23 protein-coding genes are annotated in these 18,217 nt (G+C 66.2%); 15 read left to right on the top strand and 8 right to left on the bottom strand.

The window, feature by feature from the left end:
- The first annotated feature begins 70 nt into the window (after window positions 1–70).
- Window positions 71–907: an NUDIX hydrolase gene (locus tag CH268_RS19490; protein WP_027498489.1), complete on the top strand. Its 837-nt coding sequence runs from the start codon at window positions 71–73 to the stop codon at window positions 905–907.
- 2 nt (window positions 908–909) lie between these two features.
- On the opposite strand, the gene thiE is transcribed toward CH268_RS19490, so the two are convergent.
- Complete coding sequence (thiE, locus tag CH268_RS19485; RefSeq protein ID WP_027498488.1) at window positions 910–1,602, bottom strand: thiamine phosphate synthase; 693 nt, start codon at window positions 1,600–1,602, stop codon at window positions 910–912.
- Between the two features lie 158 nt (window positions 1,603–1,760).
- Here thiE and thiO point away from each other — a divergent pair, with 158 nt between their 5' ends.
- From thiO to CH268_RS19450, 7 genes are all read left to right on the top strand, one after another.
- Window positions 1,761–2,813, top strand: coding sequence for a glycine oxidase ThiO (gene thiO / locus CH268_RS19480; RefSeq protein WP_094665708.1), 1,053 nt, complete (start codon window positions 1,761–1,763; stop codon window positions 2,811–2,813).
- Window positions 2,810–3,025, top strand: coding sequence for a sulfur carrier protein ThiS (thiS, locus tag CH268_RS19475; protein ID WP_094665620.1), 216 nt, complete (start codon window positions 2,810–2,812; stop codon window positions 3,023–3,025). The genes thiO and thiS overlap by 4 nt, the downstream gene beginning before the upstream one ends.
- Window positions 3,018–3,770 (top strand): thiazole synthase, encoded by a 753-nt coding sequence (locus CH268_RS19470; RefSeq protein ID WP_094665619.1) that lies wholly within the window; start codon window positions 3,018–3,020, stop codon window positions 3,768–3,770. The genes thiS and CH268_RS19470 overlap by 8 nt, the downstream gene beginning before the upstream one ends.
- 265 nt (window positions 3,771–4,035) lie before the next feature.
- The gene (locus CH268_RS19465) at window positions 4,036–4,998 is read left to right on the top strand and encodes an ABC transporter ATP-binding protein (RefSeq protein ID WP_027498484.1); all 963 of its coding nucleotides are present in this window, start codon (window positions 4,036–4,038) and stop codon (window positions 4,996–4,998) included.
- Window positions 4,998–5,768 (top strand): ABC transporter permease, encoded by a 771-nt coding sequence (locus CH268_RS19460; RefSeq protein ID WP_094665618.1) that lies wholly within the window; start codon window positions 4,998–5,000, stop codon window positions 5,766–5,768. Before CH268_RS19465 ends, CH268_RS19460 begins: the two co-directional genes overlap by 1 nt.
- A gap of 25 nt (window positions 5,769–5,793) precedes the next feature.
- Complete coding sequence (locus tag CH268_RS19455) at window positions 5,794–7,260, top strand: M28 family peptidase (RefSeq protein WP_032369836.1); 1,467 nt, start codon at window positions 5,794–5,796, stop codon at window positions 7,258–7,260.
- Window positions 7,261–7,296: 36 nt separating this feature from the next.
- Window positions 7,297–8,118 (top strand): adenylate/guanylate cyclase domain-containing protein, encoded by an 822-nt coding sequence (locus CH268_RS19450; RefSeq protein WP_094665617.1) that lies wholly within the window; start codon window positions 7,297–7,299, stop codon window positions 8,116–8,118.
- Here CH268_RS19450 and thiD read toward each other — a convergent pair.
- The gene (thiD, locus tag CH268_RS19445) at window positions 8,080–8,934 is read right to left on the bottom strand and encodes a bifunctional hydroxymethylpyrimidine kinase/phosphomethylpyrimidine kinase (RefSeq protein WP_032365126.1); all 855 of its coding nucleotides are present in this window, start codon (window positions 8,932–8,934) and stop codon (window positions 8,080–8,082) included. The genes CH268_RS19450 and thiD overlap by 39 nt on opposite strands.
- 301 nt (window positions 8,935–9,235) lie before the next feature.
- Between thiD and CH268_RS19440 the strand changes: the two genes are divergently transcribed.
- Both CH268_RS19440 and CH268_RS19435 read left to right on the top strand, forming a co-directional pair.
- Window positions 9,236–9,562, top strand: coding sequence for a GNAT family N-acetyltransferase (locus CH268_RS19440; protein WP_027498479.1), 327 nt, complete (start codon window positions 9,236–9,238; stop codon window positions 9,560–9,562).
- A gap of 114 nt (window positions 9,563–9,676) precedes the next feature.
- Window positions 9,677–10,033 (top strand): GNAT family N-acetyltransferase, encoded by a 357-nt coding sequence (locus tag CH268_RS19435; protein WP_045840626.1) that lies wholly within the window; start codon window positions 9,677–9,679, stop codon window positions 10,031–10,033.
- Between the two features lie 16 nt (window positions 10,034–10,049).
- Here CH268_RS19435 and CH268_RS19430 read toward each other — a convergent pair whose 3' ends face one another.
- The 3 genes from CH268_RS19430 to CH268_RS19420 are packed head-to-tail and all read right to left on the bottom strand — an operon-like array spanning window position 10,050 to window position 12,444.
- Window positions 10,050–10,850 carry an exodeoxyribonuclease III gene (locus tag CH268_RS19430; RefSeq protein WP_027498477.1) on the bottom strand — a complete coding sequence of 267 codons (801 nt, stop codon included), beginning with the start codon at window positions 10,848–10,850 and terminating at the stop codon, window positions 10,050–10,052.
- A gap of 11 nt (window positions 10,851–10,861) precedes the next feature.
- Window positions 10,862–11,833 carry an N-acetylglutamate synthase, CG3035 family gene (locus CH268_RS19425; RefSeq protein ID WP_441346985.1) on the bottom strand — a complete coding sequence of 324 codons (972 nt, stop codon included), beginning with the start codon at window positions 11,831–11,833 and terminating at the stop codon, window positions 10,862–10,864.
- Window positions 11,834–11,841: 8 nt separating this feature from the next.
- Window positions 11,842–12,444, bottom strand: a complete 603-nt coding sequence (locus CH268_RS19420) for a peptide deformylase (RefSeq protein ID WP_027498476.1) — start codon at window positions 12,442–12,444, stop codon at window positions 11,842–11,844.
- 295 nt (window positions 12,445–12,739) lie between these two features.
- Between CH268_RS19420 and CH268_RS19415 the strand changes: the two genes are divergently transcribed.
- The 5 genes from CH268_RS19415 to CH268_RS19395 all read left to right on the top strand — a co-directional run bounded on the left by CH268_RS19415 (window position 12,740) and on the right by CH268_RS19395 (window position 16,994).
- The gene (locus CH268_RS19415) at window positions 12,740–13,075 is read left to right on the top strand and encodes a DUF3263 domain-containing protein (protein ID WP_032365130.1); all 336 of its coding nucleotides are present in this window, start codon (window positions 12,740–12,742) and stop codon (window positions 13,073–13,075) included.
- A gap of 103 nt (window positions 13,076–13,178) precedes the next feature.
- Window positions 13,179–13,715, top strand: a complete 537-nt coding sequence (locus CH268_RS19410; RefSeq protein WP_228139287.1) for a LytR C-terminal domain-containing protein — start codon at window positions 13,179–13,181, stop codon at window positions 13,713–13,715.
- Window positions 13,716–13,811: 96 nt separating this feature from the next.
- The gene (gene sodC / locus CH268_RS19405; RefSeq protein WP_094665616.1) at window positions 13,812–14,534 is read left to right on the top strand and encodes a superoxide dismutase[Cu-Zn]; all 723 of its coding nucleotides are present in this window, start codon (window positions 13,812–13,814) and stop codon (window positions 14,532–14,534) included.
- A 1-nt stretch (window position 14,535) separates the two neighbouring features.
- On the top strand, window positions 14,536–15,666 hold the full coding sequence (locus CH268_RS19400) for a glutamate--cysteine ligase (protein WP_027498472.1): 1,131 nt from the start codon (window positions 14,536–14,538) through the stop codon (window positions 15,664–15,666).
- A gap of 38 nt (window positions 15,667–15,704) precedes the next feature.
- Window positions 15,705–16,994, top strand: coding sequence for a phosphatase PAP2 family protein (locus tag CH268_RS19395; RefSeq protein ID WP_094665615.1), 1,290 nt, complete (start codon window positions 15,705–15,707; stop codon window positions 16,992–16,994).
- Here the strand turns inward: CH268_RS19395 and mnhG are convergent.
- The 3 genes from mnhG to CH268_RS19380 are packed head-to-tail and all read right to left on the bottom strand — an operon-like array spanning window position 16,960 to window position 18,216.
- Window positions 16,960–17,298, bottom strand: coding sequence for a monovalent cation/H(+) antiporter subunit G (mnhG, locus tag CH268_RS19390; protein WP_027498469.1), 339 nt, complete (start codon window positions 17,296–17,298; stop codon window positions 16,960–16,962). The two genes, CH268_RS19395 and mnhG, sit on opposite strands and share 35 nt — an antisense overlap.
- Before the next feature lie 22 nt (window positions 17,299–17,320).
- Window positions 17,321–17,578 (bottom strand): monovalent cation/H+ antiporter complex subunit F, encoded by a 258-nt coding sequence (locus tag CH268_RS19385; RefSeq protein WP_027498468.1) that lies wholly within the window; start codon window positions 17,576–17,578, stop codon window positions 17,321–17,323.
- Window positions 17,575–18,216, bottom strand: a complete 642-nt coding sequence (locus tag CH268_RS19380; RefSeq protein ID WP_228139369.1) for a Na+/H+ antiporter subunit E — start codon at window positions 18,214–18,216, stop codon at window positions 17,575–17,577. Before CH268_RS19380 ends, CH268_RS19385 begins: the two co-directional genes overlap by 4 nt.
- Between the last annotated feature and the right edge of the window lies 1 nt (window position 18,217).

The following is an 18,217-nucleotide window of genomic DNA, read 5'->3' as shown; positions in this document are numbered from 1 at the left end:
GCAGGCGGACCGCACTGCAGCCACTACAGCACAGACACTGCGGCGAGGCGGTTCACCTAGGGTGGGGAGCATGCGCGGTGACGGGGACGGTTGGGTGATCGGTGAGAACGGTTCTCGGCACTGGGGCAAGCACGGTGCCGCCGGTCTGCTGCTCCGTGCGCCTTCCGATGCGGGCGAACCGATGGTGTTGCTGCAGCACCGCGCCTTGTGGAGTCATCAGGGCGGAACGTGGGCCCTGCCGGGCGGGGCTCGCGATTCGCACGAGAGCACCGAGCACGCCGCGGTCCGCGAGGCGCACGAGGAAGCCGGTATCTCGGCCGAGCAGTTGAGCGTGCGCAGCGAGCGTGTCACCGCCGCAGTCCCGAGCGGTTGGTCGTACACCACGGTCATCGCCGACACCGATCACCCGCTGGCCACCGTCCCGAACGGCGAGAGCACGGAACTGCGGTGGGTGCCGGAGTCCATCGTCGGCGAGCTGCCACTGCACCCGGGTTTCGCGTCGAGCTGGCCGTCGCTGCGTACCGAGCCGCTGCGCGTACTGCTCGACACCGCCAACGTTCTCGGCTCCCGGCCCGACGGCTGGTGGAAGGACCGCGCCGGCTCGACCGGCGCACTGTTGACGTCGCTGGCCGCGACACTGCCGCGCACGGTGGAACTACCCAGCGGCCAGTACGGCTGGCTCACCCGCATCGAGGCCGTGCTCGAGGGGCAAGCGCGCGACGCCGTTGTCGACGATCCGCGCATCCCGGTGATCCTCGCGGACGGCACCGGCGACGACACCCTCACCGATCAGGCCCACCGATCGACAGACCTGACCGCACTGGTCACCGCCGACCGCGGACTCCAGAATCGACTGCCCGGCGCGGTGCACGTGCTCTCGCCGTCTGCCGTGCTCGCCTGGCTGTGACGTCAGTTCTGTAGAGCTTGTACCAGCGCGCGTGCGGCTGCCTGCGGATCGCGTGCTTCGGTGATCGCCCGAACGACCACGATGCGCTCGGCTCCCGCCGCTCGAACCTGATCCACATTGGTCGCGTCGACGCCGCCGATGGCGAACCACGGCCGCTCCGGCAACGCATCCGCGGTAGCCCGCAGAGTTTCCAGGCCGGCGGCCGAGCGGTTGGGCTTGGTGGGCGTCGGCCACACCGGCCCGACGGCGAAGTAGTCGACGCCGTCCTCGATCGCGGCGAGCGAGGACTGCGCGCGGTTCTGCGTCGAGCGTCCGATCACCACATCCGGGCCGAGGATCTGGCGCGCGTAGTGCACGGGCAGGTCGCCCTGGCCCAGATGCAGGACATCGGCACCGGACGCCAGCGCCAGATCCGCGCGGTCGTTGACGGCCAGCAAGGCGCCGTGGCGTTTGGTGGCCGCGAGCAGAATCGCCAGCGCAGCGAGCTCGTCCTTGGCCTCGAGCGGCCCGAACTGGCGCTCGCCGGCGGAGTTCTTGTCACGCAGCTGGATGATGTCGACGCCACCGGACAACGCGGCCTCGGCGAACTGCGCGAGATCGCCCTTGTCGCGTCGGGCATCGGTACACAGGTAGAGGCGAGCGGACGCAAGACGCTCGCGAGGAGTCTGGTTGCGGACGGTCTGAGTTGGGTGCACGAAACGAACTGTATTCTCATGGCAGCCGCGACCGACGACGGAGTGGCCGACATATCGCGGGAGTCCCGAGGATCGTGGGGCTGAGAGTGGGTTCGCCGCCCTTACCGTCAATACCTGAACCCGATCATGCGGGCGCAGGGAGTGAGGACGTGAATCGCGTGCATATCGTCGTTATCGGCGGAGGCGTCATCGGGCTGTCGACGGCACTACGACTGGCGGAGGACGGCCACCGGGTGGTGGTGCACGATCCTGCGCTGGGTCGAGGCGCGTCGTGGGTCGCCGGCGGCATGCTGGCCCCGCTGTCCGAGGGGTGGCCCGGTGAACACGAACTTCTACGGCTCGGTGCCGCGTCGCTCGCACGGTGGCCGGACTTCGCCGGACGCCTTCCCGGCCCGTCGGTGTTCTCGGCCACCGGATCGATGACGGTTGCCCTCGACTCCGCCGACGCCACCGACCTGCGCACGATCGCCGAATGGGTGGGCGAGCAGGGACACGAGCTCGAGATTCTCGGCCGCGCGCAGGTGCGTGAACTCGAACCTGAATTGGCGCAGAACATTCGGCTCGGGTTGTTGGCACCGACCGAGCTGTCCGTCGACAATCGGGCCCTGGTTACCGCGCTCGAGCAGGGATGTCTCGACGCCGGAGTGGAGTTCGTGGCAACCTCGGTCGACGCAATTCCCGACGCCGATCAGGTGGTCCTGGCCGCCGGTTCTCGCTGCGCCGCACTGTGGCCGACGCTGCCGGTCAGGCCGGTGAAAGGCGAGATCCTGCGGCTGCGTCGCCGGCCCAGCGCCGCACCGCCACCGCACCGCACGATCCGCGGAACCGTGCACGGCCGACCCGTGTACCTGGTGCCACGCGGCGACGGATTGGTCGTCGGCGCAACACAATACGAATCCGGTGAGGACACCCAGGTCACCGTGGCGGGGGTACGAGACCTGATCGCCGACGCCGAACGACTCATGCCGAGTATCGGCGAGTACGAACTGTACGAAACTGCTGCAGGATTACGGCCGATGAGCCCCGACGGACTGCCGTTGATCGGCAGACTCGCCGACGACGTGATCGTCGCTACCGGGCACGGGCGCAACGGCATTCTGCTCGCGCCGATCACCGCCGACGCCGTCGCCGCTCTCGTTTCGGGCGAGACACTGCCCGAGGCGAAAGCAGCCACACCCGAACGCTTCTCACAGATCGAAAGGACACCATGACCCAGGTTGCCATCGGGATCACCGTCAACGGCGAGGATCACCTGCTCACCGAGGACATGACCATGCGTCGGCTGCTCGAATTCCTCGGCTTGCCCGAGAAAGGCATTGCCGTCGCCGTCGACGGTTCCGTGCTGCCCAAGAGTCGATGGGGCACCACCGACGTCCAAAAGGGTTGGACCATCGACGTTCTCACGGCGGTTCAGGGTGGCTAGCGCACTCACCATCGCCGATCGCACCTTCACGTCCCGGCTCATCACCGGCACCGGGGGAGCGGCCAACCTCGCCGTCCTCGAGGAAGCGCTCGTCGCGTCGGGCACCGAACTGACCACCGTCGCGATGCGCCGCGTCGACGCCACGGGTGGGACGGGAGTGCTCGATCTGCTGCGCCGGTTGAACATCGCCCCGCTGCCCAACACCGCGGGGTGTCGAGGATCGGCCGAGGCCGTGCTCACCGCGCAGCTCGGCCGCGAGGCGCTCGAGACCGACTGGGTGAAACTCGAAGTGATCGCCGACGAGCGTACCCTGCTGCCCGACGCCATCGAATTGGTCAAGGCCGCAGAGCAACTCGTCGACGACGGTTTCCAGGTGCTGCCGTACACCACCGACGACCCGGTACTGGCCAAGCGTCTCGAAGACATCGGCTGCGTTGCCGTCATGCCGCTCGGCTCACCCATCGGCACCGGCCTCGGCATCGCCAACCCGCACAACATCGAGATGATCGTCGAGGCCGCAGGGGTGCCGGTGATCCTCGACGCGGGCATCGGCACCGCCAGTGACGCCACCCTCGCGATGGAACTCGGCTGCGACGCAGTGCTGCTCGCGACCGCAGTGACACGCGCCAAGGATCCGGCGCTGATGGCGTCGGCGATGCGCCATGCAGTGGCCGCGGGTTACCAGGCCCGACATGCAGGCCGCATCCCGAAACGATTCTGGGCGCAGGCCAGCTCGCCGATGTAGCGGCTGCGTCGGCGGCGCAGCCCTTTGTTCGGTGCTGCGTATTTCGCAAACGCGCGCGCGTTTGCGAAACGCGCGGAGAATAGTGGCGAAAACAAGGGCGAATCCCCGCGCATCTGGCAAACGCGCGCGCATTTGCGGCCGCGCTTATGCACCGCACGACCCAGCCAGGCCTTCGCTGTCTCAGGGTCTGTGTCATCCAAAAGGATGATGCAAGTCGCGACTGTGGGGCGATGTGGAGACGCCGTCGATCGGGGACAGTTGTCCCATGATCGAAGTGACAGGACTGACCAAGCAGTACGGAGCGGTGACGGCGGTCGACAACCTCACCTTCACCATCAAACCCGGCATCGTGACCGGCTTTCTCGGACCGAACGGTGCGGGCAAGTCCACCACGATGCGAATGATTCTCGGGCTCGACCGCCCCACCTCGGGGACGGCGACCATCGAGGGCAAGAGCTACAGCCACCTGAAGCAGCCACTGCGTACCGTCGGCGCTCTGCTCGACGCCAAGTGGGTGCACCCCAACCGGTCTGCGCGTGCGCATCTGGAATGGATGGCCGCCTCCAACGGCATCCCCAAGTCCCGCGTCGACGAGGTGCTGCGGCTGGTGGGCCTGTCCGAGGTAGCGAAGAAGAATGCGGGCGGATTCTCGCTCGGCATGTCGCAGCGGCTCGGTCTCGCCGGCGCTCTTCTCGGTGACCCCAAGGTGTTGCTGTTCGACGAACCGGTCAACGGACTCGATCCCGAGGGCATCGTCTGGATCCGAAAGTTCATGCAGCGCTTGGCAGCCGAGGGCCGCACGGTCCTGGTGTCGAGCCACCTGCTCTCGGAGATGGCGCAGACGGCCGAACACCTCATCGTCATCGGACGCGGCAAGCTGATCTCGGATTCCTCGGTGCAGGAATTCATCGACCATGCCTCCGAGGCCTCGGTACGCGTGCGCAGCCCACAACTCGACGGCCTGCGTCAGGTGCTGACCACCGCCGGGCTCACGGTGCGTGAGCCGGACAAGTCCGACGAACTGCAGCCCTCGCTCGTCGTGCTGAACTCCACCACCGACGCGATCGGTGACCTCGCCGGCCGGGCCGGAATCACATTGCACGAGTTGGCCTCTCAGCGCGGCTCGCTCGAGGAAGCATTCATGAAACTCACCGGAGACACAGTGCAATATCACGGCTCGGGAGCCGAAGACCAGAACACTCAGCAAGCAATGGGCGGTGCACTCTGATGGGCGTCTTGGCAGCAGAAAGAATCAAGTTCACCTCGACCAAGTCGCCGTGGTGGTGCAGCGCGATCGTGGTGGTCTTCGGCCTCGGGTTCGGAGCCATCCTGGGTTGGGCCGCAAAGACCGCCGTCGGCCCGGATGCGCCGGAAGGTCTGCCACCGACCACCGCATACGACGTCGTCGGCAGCGGCGTCGGCGGACTCGGCATCATGGTGCTGATGATCCTCGGTGCACTCACCGTCACCAGCGAATACCGCTTCGGCCTGATCCGAACCACATTCCAGGCGATCACCAACCGGGCCTCGGTGCTCGGTGCGAAGGCACTGATCGTCGGCGTGTACGGGGCCGTGCTGTCGTTGGTTCTGGCCTTCGGCGCGTTGTTCCTGGCCAAATCCATCGCCGGTGAGGAAGCCGGCGCATTGCTGAGCTTCGACGTCGATGGCACCTGGCGCGTCGTCTACGGCACCGCAGTTCTGGCGTTCGTGCAGATCGTTCTGGCCGTCGCCGTGGGTGCGCTGATTCGCCAGTCCGCCGGTGCCATCGCCGTGTTGTTGTTGTGGCCGTTGCTCATCGAGAACCTCGTCGGGATCATCCCGAAGGTCGGCGAGAAGATTCAGCCGTTCCTGCCGTTCAAGAACGCCGACCATTTCCTCGGCGGATCCGCGGGAACGGACTTCCACTGGGGACCCCTCGGCAGCCTGATCTACTTCGTCGTCTTCACCGCGGTGATCTTCGGAGTGGCAGTGTTCGTCGTCAATCGCCGGGACGCCTGACACCTGCCTGGGTAGGGTGTCCGCTATGCGGATTTCCTTGCTTGCAGGTAGCGCCGTCACTGTCCTGATTCTGGCCGGTTGCTCGTCCTCCTCCGGTACGGGGGACGAGGAACCGGCCAGAGTTTTCGCGACACCCGACGGGGCCGGACTGTCGGAAGCGGTCACCGAGGATGCCCTCGTCGGGCACCTGCAGGAATTAGAGGACATCGCCGCCGCGCACGACGGTAACCGCGCGGCCGGGACTGCCGGATACGACGCGAGTGTCGATTACGTTGTCTCCCAACTGGAATCGGCCGGATTCGACGTCACCACTCCCGAATTCGATTTCGACACCTTCGAGGCGCAGACGCAAACCCTCTCGCTCGCGGGCACCGAGATTCCGGTGTTCGCGCTCAGCTACTCGCCCACCACGTCCGCCGAGGGGATCACCGCACGCGTCGTCGGCGCTCCCGCCGGGGCAGACGGGTGCGAGGCAGCCGATTACGCCGGTCTCGACCTGACGGGAGCGGTGGCAGTCGTGCCGCGAGGGGTGTGCCCGTTCGGTGCGAAGCAGACCGTCGCCGCCGAATTGGGTGCGGCAGCAGCGATCATCGTCAACAACGAACCCGGACCACTGGATTCGGGAACGCTCGGTGATTCCGAGACCGCGAAGATTCCGACCGGCGGTGTCAGCCAGGAGGACGGGGCAGCGGTCCTCGCGGCCCCCGAGGTCACGTTGACTCTCGTCACGACGACCGAGTCGACCACGAGCCGCAACATCATCGCGCAGACCACCACTGGCTCGACCGAGAACGTGGTGGTCGCGGGTGCCCACCTCGACAGCGTCCCCGAGGGCCCGGGCATCAACGACAACGGCACCGGCACCGCCGCCGTGCTCGAGACTGCTCTGCAGATGGGTAGTGCGCCCGAGGTGACCAACGCGGTCCGGTTCGCATTCTGGGGTGCCGAGGAGAACGGGCTCGTCGGTTCGACCAAGTACGTCGAGGGCCTGTCCGACGAGGATAAGCGAAACATTGCGCTGTACTTGAACTTCGACATGATCGGCTCGCACAACCCCGGCTACCTCGCCTACGACGGCGACGACTCCGACCAGGTCGGTGAGCCCGCGGGACCGGCCGGATCCGACGCCATCGAGCGCACGTTCGTCGAGCATTTGGCGGCCGACGGTATCGCCGTCGACGGTACGGATTTCGACGGTCGATCCGACTACGGGCCGTTCATCGAGGTCGGCATCCCCGCAGGCGGCGTCTTCAGCGGCGCGGACGAGAACAAGACCGCCGAGCAGGCCGCGAAGTGGGGTGGCACGGCCGATCAGACGTTCGACGAGAATTACCACACCGATCAGGACACCCTGGCGAACGTCGACCGCGCGGCGCTGGCGAAGAACGGTGCCGCCGTGGCGTACGGCATCGGTGTCTACGCGCAGTCGGTGGAAGGCCCCAACGGAGTACCGGTCGGGGCTGCGCGCGAGGCCGCACGCGCCGAAGGGTAAGGGAAGTATGTGTAACCGTGAGTTACGCTCGATGCTGTGAACGCAGTCGTCTCCTCGGTGGTGGAGTGGGTCCGCACCACCAACCGAGCGCCCACCGTCGTCGGGGCGGTTCGGCGTGTGCGTCGCGCATTACCCGGTGACCCCACGTTCGGTGATCCGCTGTCGATCGACGGTCCGGGACGCGCACTGGCCGTCGCGCGGGTGGCGGATCGGTTCCTGGCAGCGAACGGACTCGACGACGAACCGGGTGCCTCCCGCGAACTCGGCCTCGGTGCCCTGCAGGTGTGGCAGGCCATCCTCGAGCGAGCCGGTCGGGGCCGCGGCGACGAGGACGTCACGATCGTCTTCACCGATCTCGTCGGATTCTCGTCGTGGTCACTGCGCGCCGGCGATACCGCCACATTGACGTTGCTCCGCAAAGTCTCCAAAGCCGTCGAACCCGAGGTCGTGTTCCGCGGCGGTCACGTCGTGAAACGGCTGGGCGACGGCATCATGGCCGTGTTCGCCGATGCGGGCAAAGCCGTGGACGCCGTTCTCGCGGCGCGCGAGGCCCTCACCAGCGTGGACGTCGACGGCTACACCCCGACGATGCGCGTCGGAATCCACACCGGAAGCCCGCGTCAGGTCGGTTCCGACTGGCTCGGTGTCGACGTCACCGTCGCAGCGCGGGTCATGCAGACCGGCGGAAACGGCAACATCATGATCTCGGCCGCCGCACTCGACGCCGTGTCACCGGAGGTGCTCGACGCGTTGCACGTGGTCGCCAAGCCTTATCGGCGCAGCTTCTTCGCTCCGAAGATCAAGGGCGCACCCGACGACCTACGCATCCTCCGACTCGTGCAGTCGCCACAGCGGTGACACCGGGCCGTGGCCCGCACCGAGGTCGTAGGACGCGGCCAGGCAACGGGTGACCCATTCCTTGCCGAACGCTACCGCGTCGGGCATCGAGTATCCGTGGGCCAGCGCCGACGCGATCGAGGCCGCGAGGGTGTCGCCGCCGCCGTGATCGTTGCCGGTGTCGATGCGTTCGCTGGTGAATTCGAGGAAGGTGTCGCCGTCGAACAGTAGATCGGTGCTGTGGGTCGAGGTGCGGAGGTGACCGCCCTTGACCAGGGCCCATTGCGCGCCCAATCCGTGCAGCGCCTCGGCGGCGCGACGCGCGCCGGCGTCGTCGACGACATCGATGCCGGTGATCAACCGAACCTCGTCGAGGTTGGGAGTCACCAGCGAGGCGATGGGAAACAGCGTGTGCCGGATGGCGTCGAGCGCCTCGGCGTGCAGTAGGGGGTCACCATGCATGGACGCGCACACCGGGTCGACGACGAGCGGCACCGGGTGGTCGCGGCCGATACCCACCTCGGTGCACACGGCCGTGACCGCCTCGATGATCGCGGTGGACGCCAGCATCCCGGTCTTCGCTGCGCCGACGCCGATGTCCGATACCACCGAGCGAACCTGAGCCGCGACGATCTCCGGCGGGATCTCGTGGAAGCCCGTCACGCCGACGGTGTTCTGGACCGTCACCGCCGCGACGGCAACACATGCGTGCACGCCCAACATGGCCATCGTGCGACTGTCCGCCTGGATTCCGGCACCGCCGCCGGAGTCGGTTCCGGCGATCGTCAGCGCGCGGACGGGAGTCTCGCCGTTGGGCGTGAGCGGTAGGAACTTCACGAGAGACGACAGTACCGGCGGGCCGCGATCGGCAGGGTCTCGGCAGGCGAGACGCCGGAGGTGAATGTTGGTGAAAACATGGTGACACTTTGAATGTTGTTGTATCACAACGCCGCACGGGGACACTTATGAGCTGTACCAGCATCCGGTTCGGGATCGATGGACAAACCTACGCATCCGAAGGTTTGTTGGTAGAAAAGGTGACAGACCCACCTCGCGCATGTTTAATAGTGGTGCACGTCACATACCGTCTCGGTTCCGAAGTTCCTCCACCACTCCACACCCAGCAAAGGAGGCGTCCATGCTTGCGAGTTCTCCCAGTGCTGATGTCTCGATCAACAAAGACCAGAATCGCTTCGAGCTTCGACTGAACGGCGACCTCGTCGGCATCGTCGGATTCTTCGAAGTCGAAGGAAACGGAGCCCGTGCGACACGCACGCATGTCGTCTCCTTCATGCACACCGTCGTCACCGAGGACTTCGGTCATCAAGGCTTGGCCGGCATTCTGGTTCGCCGCGCCCTCGACAGCGCGCGGTCCTACGGCTGGAAGGTCAAGCCGGTCTGCACCTACGTCCAGCGCTTCGCGGCGGCCAACCCCGAGTACAACGACATGCTCGTCGCTCTCTGAGTACTTGCACTGCCCGGCCGGTCACGCCACGGCTGGTTACGTAAAGGACTCGACTCGGCGTCGATCGGTGCACTTTCCCCGCGACACTCGAGCAACTCTGGTCTCATAAGTGACATGAGTCACATCATTCACCGCCGCTCCGACGCGGCGATTCCGGTCGAGCGCCCCTCGGTCCGCATCGAGGACAACGCCGATCACAACAGATTCGACCTGTTCGTCGACGACGATCTCGTCGGCATCCTCGGCTATCGGTTCGGCGATGGCGACGACGCAGCCGGCGACGAATCGGTCGTCGCGCTGATGCACACGGTCGTCAAAGAGGAATACGGCGACCGCGGCTGGGCAGGAGTGCTCGTGCGCGCATCGCTGAACACCGCGCGCGACCGCGACTGGCGCATCGTGCCGATCTGCACCTACGTCCGTCGCTACCTGGCGCAGCACCCGGAGTTCTTGGACCTGGTCGTCGAATAGCAGAGACGGCCGCGGCTCAGCCGATCTCCACGATCACCGGAGCATGATCGCTGGCACCCTTGCCCTTACGCTCCTCGCGATCGATCGATGCGCCGGTCACGCGAGCCGTCAGGGCAGGTGAGGTCAACGCCATGTCGATACGCAGACCTTGTTTCTTCGGAAATCTGAGCTGGGTGTAGTCCCAGTACGTGAACGTCCTGGGCTCGGGAGTGAACTGCCGCGTCACTTCGGTGAAACCGGCCTCGGAGAATGCCGCGAAGGCATCACGCTCCGGCTGCGAGGTGTGAGTCTTGCCCTCGAACAGGGCGGGATCCCACACGTCGTCGTCGGTGGGAGCGATGTTCCAGTCGCCGACGAGCGCGATCTGCGCCTGTGGGTCCGCCGCCACCCACGCCTGCGCGTCGGCCTTCAGTGCCGCGAGCCACTCGAGCTTGTAGGTGTAGTGCGGATCGGCGAGCTCGCGGCCGTTCGGCACGTACAGGCTCCAGATGCGCACCCCGTTGCAGGTCGCTCCGATGGCTCGGGCCTCGTCTGCGGCCTCGACCTCGGGATCCTTGCTGAACCCGGGCTGGTCCTCGAAGCCGGCCTGCACGTCGTCCAAGCCGACGCGCGACGCGATCGCCACGCCGTTCCACTGACTGAGCCCGACGTGGGCAACCTCGTAGCCGATCTCGGTGAACCGCTCGTACGGAAACTGTGCGTCCTTGCACTTGGTTTCCTGCATCGCCAGCACGTCGACGTCGGATCGCTGCAACCAATCGACGATTCGATCCTGCCGAGAGCGGACGGAGTTCACATTCCAGGTAGCAAAGCGCACGGGAAGGAACCCTATAGAACGCGTCCGACAGGCTCGCGGCCGATCGTGTCGTCCGGGCGCGCGTAGCGATAGCGGTGATGCTCGCCGAATCCTAGATCGCGGTAGAGCGCCTGGGCATCGGTGTTGTCGACGGCCACCTGAAGGTATGCGTGCGTGGCGCCGTTCTCGCATCCCCACCGCACCAGCTCGCCGCACATCAGCGTGCCGAGACCGTTGCGGCGATGTTCGGGGGACACCCAGAGCGCGGTCAAGCCCACCCACGACCGACCGTCCGGGGCCGCGGTGACGGCCGCTCGGCCCACTGCGATCGATCCGACTCCTGCGTTCCCGATCGCGCCGAAACCGAGGGTTCCGTTGCGCACCGCCGAGACCACCTCGGCAGCACCCGTCGTCGCCTCTCGGCCTTGGTAGCGCAGAGAACTCAACCAGTCGGCGGTCGGTTCGGGAGTGACGGTGACAGGCGAGTCGCCCTCGCGTAGAACCAGATTCGAGATATCCGCCGCCATGACGACGGTCTCGTTGAACGTCGACCAACCGGCCGGTGCGGTCGCGAGACGGTCGGGGAGGGCGAGGATCGGCGTCAGTCCTCGTGCGTCGTATCGGGCGGAGATCGCGGCCACCGTCTCGGAATCTGCTGCTGCGCCGGGCTCGAGAGGCACCGCCGAATTGGCGCGCCCGGTGAAGCCGTGCCCGAAACGCAACTGCCAGCCGGTGATCCACTCCTGTTCGACACCCGGCCACCCGTCGGCCGCGGCCGCCTCGAGAGCCCGAATCTCCGAGGTGCGAACAGGTTTGGGGCCCAACGGCTTCAAGGCCACTATGCGATCGGCGGCCACCTGCACCAGAGCGCCGTCCTTGGCGCGGACCGACACCGCGACCGCGTCGGCCGACACCAATTCCCCGATGACGTCCGTCATCGGATGGGTGTGGCCGGGTGGCAGTCGGTACCGCAGCATCACCCGCGTCCCCGGCGGAACGGTCACGGCAGCGATCAGTCCTCGTCCTCGTCGTCGTGGCCGAAGGGGTCGTCGACGGTGCCCGGCACCCAGCTGAGGCCGGGGACGCCCCACCCGGAGCGCTTGATCGCCTTCTTCGCCGCTCGCGCGTGGCGACCGATGAGCACATCGGTGTAGAGGAAGCCGTCGAGGTGACCCACCTCGTGCTGCAACATCCGGGCGAAGAACCCGCGGCCCTCGATGTCCACCGGATCGCCGTTGGCGTCGGTACCGGTCACTCGCGCCCAGTCGGCCCGACCGGTGGGGTACTGCTCACCGGGGACCGAGAGGCACCCCTCGTCGTCATCGTCGGGGTCGGGCATCGTCTCGGGAATCTCGGACGTCTCGAGCACCGGGTTGACGACCTCTCCGCGGCGGCGAAAAACCTTGCCGTCCGCGCCCTGGTCGGGGCAGTCGTAGATGAACAGACGCTTACCGACGCCCACCTGGTTCGCCGCCAGTCCGACGCCGTTGGCAGCCGCCAACGTCTCGTACATGTCGGCGATCAGCTCGGCGAGCTCGGCCGGCGACTCGGTGACGGGATCGGTCGCAGTGTGGAGCACCGGATCGCCGACGATCCGGATGGGAAGAATTGCCATGGTCGACAAGGATAGTGGGTGACGCCCGGCCCACCCACCGGCCCGTCGGGAGCGGAGCCGGTGGACGAGTGTCGCACCGACGGTTCGGTCGTCGACGAACACGCCACGCGCGAGTACCTCGCGGGAGCCGGGTCCGGGCGGTCGAACGTGGTTGAATGATCCCCGAAGTACAACTGTGTAATTCGCTCGAAGTTCGGTCGGTACTCGTACGGGTGCCGGCAGCACTGGGGGAAGCAGATTTCCTCGGGGTCGGTTGTCGCACGGGCCCAGGGGAGTCGAGAAGTCGAGGAGTGGGATGGACGGCGCAGCAGCGCGTGACTCGAACCAGTCTCAGCAACCGGGATCGGACGGCTCTCACGATCCGAACGAAGTCGGTGCGGACGGCTTGAGCCGACGAGAGCACGACATCCTGTCCTTCGAGCGCCAGTGGTGGAAGTACGCCGGGGCCAAGGAAGAGGCGATCAAGGAACTCTTCTCCATGTCGGCAACCCGCTACTACCAGATCCTCAACGCGTTGGTGGATCGTCCCGAAGCCCTTGCCGCAGACCCGATGCTGGTCAAGCGACTGCGCCGTTTGCGCGCGAGCAGGCAGAAGGCCCGCGCCGCACGTCGGCTCGGTTTCGACGTCTGATCCTCCGCGTCGGGTTTCGACTTTGCCGAGAGATGTTGCTCCGTGGGGAAGGCGCAAGCTCCGTTGAAAAGGTCTCGATCGACGGTCGGCTAGGGTCGAGTACGTGAGCAGCCCCAACCCGGAACAGACCGGGCCACCCCTCCGTGCCCTGGCCATGGTGCTGATCTCGCTCGCGATCCTGTTCGCAGCGATCGGTGCCCTGTCTCTGACCGGCTCCGATTCCGAGGATGCCGCCGCAGAGGCGCCCGCTGCCGCGACGACGACGGCTGCCGCTCCGGTGGCGCAAGCTCCCGGTACCCAAGCTCCCGCCGCGCAGGCTCCTGCCGCGTCGTCGACCACGTCCTCCGCAGCAACCACCTCCCGCGCCGCCGCCGATGTCGAGGTGCGCGTGCTCAACAACTCCAACGTCTCCGGGCTCGCCGCCGGCACTGCGAGCACACTCACCGCCGAGGGCTGGACGGTCGCCGAGACCGGCAACTTCAGCGAAGCCCAGTTCGCCCAGACCGCGGTGTACTACGGCACCGACACCGGTGAGCAGCAGGCAGCGCAGACGATCGCCACCCAACTCGGCATTCCGGCCGAGCCCAAACCGAGTTCACTCGAATCCACCGCGGGTGTCGTCGTCATCGTGACGCAGTAACTCGCCGGCATGACAACCTGTCCGGTTCGGCCGAATCGGTCGGCACGTTATGATTTTGCAAGCCCTTCACCCTGCCCGAAAGAGGAGCACTCTTCGATGGACCTGTTCAAGCGACGCACTGCTGCGACCCGCTCTTTGCGTTACGTGGCCCCGGTCCTCGCGATCGCCGCTCTCGGGCTCTCTGCCTGCAGCAACGGCGAGGTCGCGTCCGACATACCCGGCACGGTGCCGCCGGTGTGGACCGGTGAAGCAGACCCGTCCGCGGCCGCAGTCGCCGGTGACGGTCGGGCAGAGAGTGGCTCGGAAGGCAGCTCCGAGAACATGATCGAGGGCGTGCTCCGCAACGCGTCCGGTGCCGAGGTGGGCACCGTGTCGTTCGCGTCGGAGGGCGAGAAGCTCACCGTCACGGCCGAGGTCGAGAACATGACGCCGGGCTTCCACGGCTTCCACGTCCACACCGTCGGGGCCTGCGAGCCCAACTCGGTGGCACCTACCGGCGGTGAGCCGGGCAACTTCCTCTCTGCGGGTGGTCACCTGCAGGTCGACGGACGCACCGAACACCCCTCCAGCGGCGACCTGTCGTCGATCCAGGTGGGCGAGGACGGCACGGGCCGCCTGGTCACCACCACCGATGCGATCACGCTGGACGACCTCCGCGCCGGTGGTGCCGGAACGTCGGTCATCGTGCACGAGGGCGCAGACAACTTCGCCAACATCCCGCCGCGGTACACGTTGCCCGACGGTGCTGCGGTACCCGACATGGCGACCCTGATGACCGGTGATGCCGGTGCTCGGGCGGCGTGCGCGGTACTGAAGTAGTTTGAACGCTCCCCGGATCGACTTCGCGAGTTCTCCGCGACCCACGCTCGGCGTGGAGTGGGAAATCGCGCTGGTCGACAAGAGCACGCGGGATCTCGTCAACTCCGCCGAGGCAGTCATGGACGGCGTTCGTGACCTCGCCGGAGACACCCCTCGGGTGACGAAGGAACTGCTGCGCAACACCGTCGAACTGGTCACCGGAGTGTGCGAGAACGTCGGGGAGGCCATGGAGGACCTCGGCGGCTCGTTGGACCTGGTGCGCCGAGCCGCGGATCCTCTGGGGATCGATCTGTTCTCGGCCGGGACGCACCCGTTCGCGGAATGGTCGACGCAGCAGCTGACCAGCTCCCCGAGCTACGACGAGCTCATCGCGCGTACCCAGTGGTGGGGTCGACAGATGCTCATCTGGGGCGTACACGTCCACGTCGGGGTGTCCTCTCCCGACAAGGTCTTTCCCATCCTCAACTCGTTGCTGCTGCAGTACCCACATCTGTTGGCACTGTCGGCGTCGTCGCCGATCTGGGCGGGCAACGACACCGGATACGCCAGCAACCGAGCACTGATGTTTCAGCAGTTGCCGACGGCCGGTCTGCCGTTTCAGTTCGACGACTGGTCGCAGTTCGAGGGATTCGTTCGTGATCAGCTCAAGACCGGCGTCATCGAGCAGCTCGGGGGCATGCACTGGGACATCCGCCCGGCTCCGAAGTGGGGAACCATCGAGGTTCGGGTGTGCGACGGCGCATCGACCAAGCGTGAACTCGCGGCCCTCGTCGCGTTGACGCACTGCCTGATCGTGCATCTCGACGAACGACTCGAAGCAGGCGAGACCCTGCCGACGATCCCGCCGTGGCACGTCCAGGAGAACAAGTGGCGAGCTGCCCGGTACGGCCTCGACGCCGAGATCATTCTCGACGCCGACAGCAACGAGCGGCTGGTCACCGATGATCTGCACGACCTACTGGAGAAGTTGACTCCGACGGCAGTCCGGTTGAATTGCGTCGACGAGCTTGCCGCGGTGGCCGACATTCCCCGCCTCGGTGCCTCGTATCAACGCCAGCGTGCCGTGGCCGCGAAATCCGGCGGCGACCTACGGGCCGTCGTGGAGTCGTTGGTCACCGATCTCCAATCGTGACCCTCTGTATTTAATTTTGTGTTCACTCAGCGTTTACGATCAACGGCGTGCTGCAGGGGGACGTCGAGAGCGTCGAGGTCGATGCGACACGTCAGGACTCTGTTCGTCCTCTGATCGTCGGTGCGGTCCTCGTCGCTGCGTTTCTGCTGACGCTGCAGGTCGTCGCGTGGAAATGGAACTTCCCCGGCCCGCTGCCGAGCATGTGGAACGACATGTTCGGAACACCGAAGTCGATGTCGCTGCCGTGGGCGGCGCTCGTCCTGGCCACGGTAGGTCTGAACAGCTCGTCCCGCCTGCGCGTACTGGCCGTCGCTGCTGCGCTCGACGCCGTCGTACTGGGCGGCCGGTATCTGTTCGACGTGCCACCGACCGTCGGGAACGGGCCGTCGCTGGTGCTGGTCGCGCTCGCGTTCCATGTCGTCCGGCGCCATGACGCTCGGGCGATGCGCGGCGTTGCCCTCGGCGCACTGTTGTTGCTCGCGACCAAGGCCGGCGATGCCTGGTTGCACATCACGACCTTGGTCCGGCCCTACGTTCTCGACGAATACGCATACGCCGCCGATCATGCGCTGGGAAATCCGTCCTGGGTGCTCGGCAGCATCCTGGACCGACTCGGCCCGATCGCCGAGGGAACGCTGCACTGGATCTACATTCAGCTCCCCGTCGCGGCGATCATCGTTGCGCTGTACCAACTGCGTGGGGTCGCCGCGGGCTCAGCGTGGCCGAGACACTTCCTGTTCCGCACGTTCCTGCTCATCGGACTCGTCGGACCGGTGTTCTACCTGCTGTTCCCGGTGGTGGGCCCGATGTTCGCGTTCGAGTCGTGGCCGACGCAGTCGGTTCCGCTCTCGGGCAGCCTCGGCGAGATCCCGTTCGACTCGCAGACGCCGCGCAACTGCATGCCGAGCCTGCACACCGCGTGGGCTCTGAGCATCTTCATCCATTCCCGACGCGGCCCCTGGTGGCTGCGCACCGGCGGCACACTGTGGCTGGTGGGAACACTGGCTGCGACGCTCGGATTCGGTTACCACTACGGCGTCGACCTGGTGGCGGGCGCGGTCCTGTGCCTCACCATCGAATCTTTGCTGCGCGACCCGGAACGAGGATGGGACCGCGACCGGATCACGCTGGTGACCTACGGTTGCGTCGCGATGGCCGCCCTACTGCTGAGCTACCGCTACCTCGCCGAGGAATTCGCCGCGAACCCACTGGTGTTCGGGCCGCTCGTGCTCGGAATTCTGATCGGCATGGCGTTCGGATTCCATACCGCGTTCTTCGCCGATCGCTCGCGCTTCACTGATCGGGTTCGTTCGGTTCCATCTCGTTGACGATGAGCAGGCCGTCGCGCCCGCGCTGTTCCCGGTAGGCGACGCGTCCCACGGTGTGCGCAATCACCGGAGCAGTGACGAGAGTGAAGATGCCGACCAGCACCAGCATCCAGATGTCGACATTGCCGCGCAGGCTGATGATCGCGCCGACCAACACCATGATCAACCCGACCACCTGCGGCTTGGTGGCCGCGTGCATGCGCGAGAGCGTGTCGGGGAAACGCACGATGCCCACGGCGGCCGTGAAGGCGAACAGCGCTCCCAACAGGATGAAGACAGAAGCTATCCACTGGGCTGCGGTCATCGTTCGCCCCTCACTGTGTCGTTCATTCGTCCCTCACTCTGAACCGTGCGATGCTGACCGACCCGACGAAGCTGACCAGGGACAGCGCAACGATGGCAGGCACCAGCGTGGTGTCGCGGCTGTAGACCGCCCACACGCCGAGCCCACACATCGACACGGCAAGGATGGTGTCCATCGCGACCAAGCGGTCCAACGTGCTCGGGCCGTCGAGCAACCGGAATGCGGTGAGGATCGCGGCGGCGATCAGCAGCGCGCCTGCGATCGCCAGTACGACGGTCACGACCAGTCCCCCTTCCTCTTGTCGTCGGTCATCTTGTCGTCGCGCGGGGTATCGAGATCGCCCGATTCGGGATCGTCACCCAGAACCCCGTGGTACTGCTCGTACTCCTGGTAATGCAGGGGGCTCGGCTTCCAATCGGAGTCGCGCTCGAATCCCGCGATGAACAGCTTCTCGAGGTTCCGAACGTACGTGTAGAACCCGTCGACTGCCTTCTGCGTGCCCATGTCCAGCACATGCACGTACAGCAGGCGTCGGGTGCGATCGATCTCCAGGACCATCGTTCCCGGAACGAGATTCATCGCGTCGACGAAGAGGGTGAGCACCAGATCGGACTTGATGGCGATGCGGCAGCGCAGCACACCGGTGACCGGCGGTGCCTTCGGGCGGATCGCCAACCACGCCACACTGACACTGGATTCGGCTGCGTAATAAAGGAATACGACTGCGAGCTTGACGAGCGAGAACACGTGGATGCGGCCCTCGACCGGCACCCGCGGCAACGGCAACAGCACCATGATGAGCAGGCCGACCGCGAGTCCGCCGAGGATGTTGGCCGCAGAGACGTTGCCCCACAACAGAACCCAGATGGCCGTCAACCATCCCAGGGTCCAGATGCGCAGCAGGAAGGAACGGTTCATC

It is taken from the genome of Rhodococcus sp. 06-1460-1B (assembly GCF_002258475.1).
GTDB lineage: Bacteria > Actinomycetota > Actinomycetes > Mycobacteriales > Mycobacteriaceae > Rhodococcoides > Rhodococcoides fascians.
Note: the sequence above shows the minus strand (reverse complement) of the source record. Positions and strands in the feature narration are given on the sequence as shown.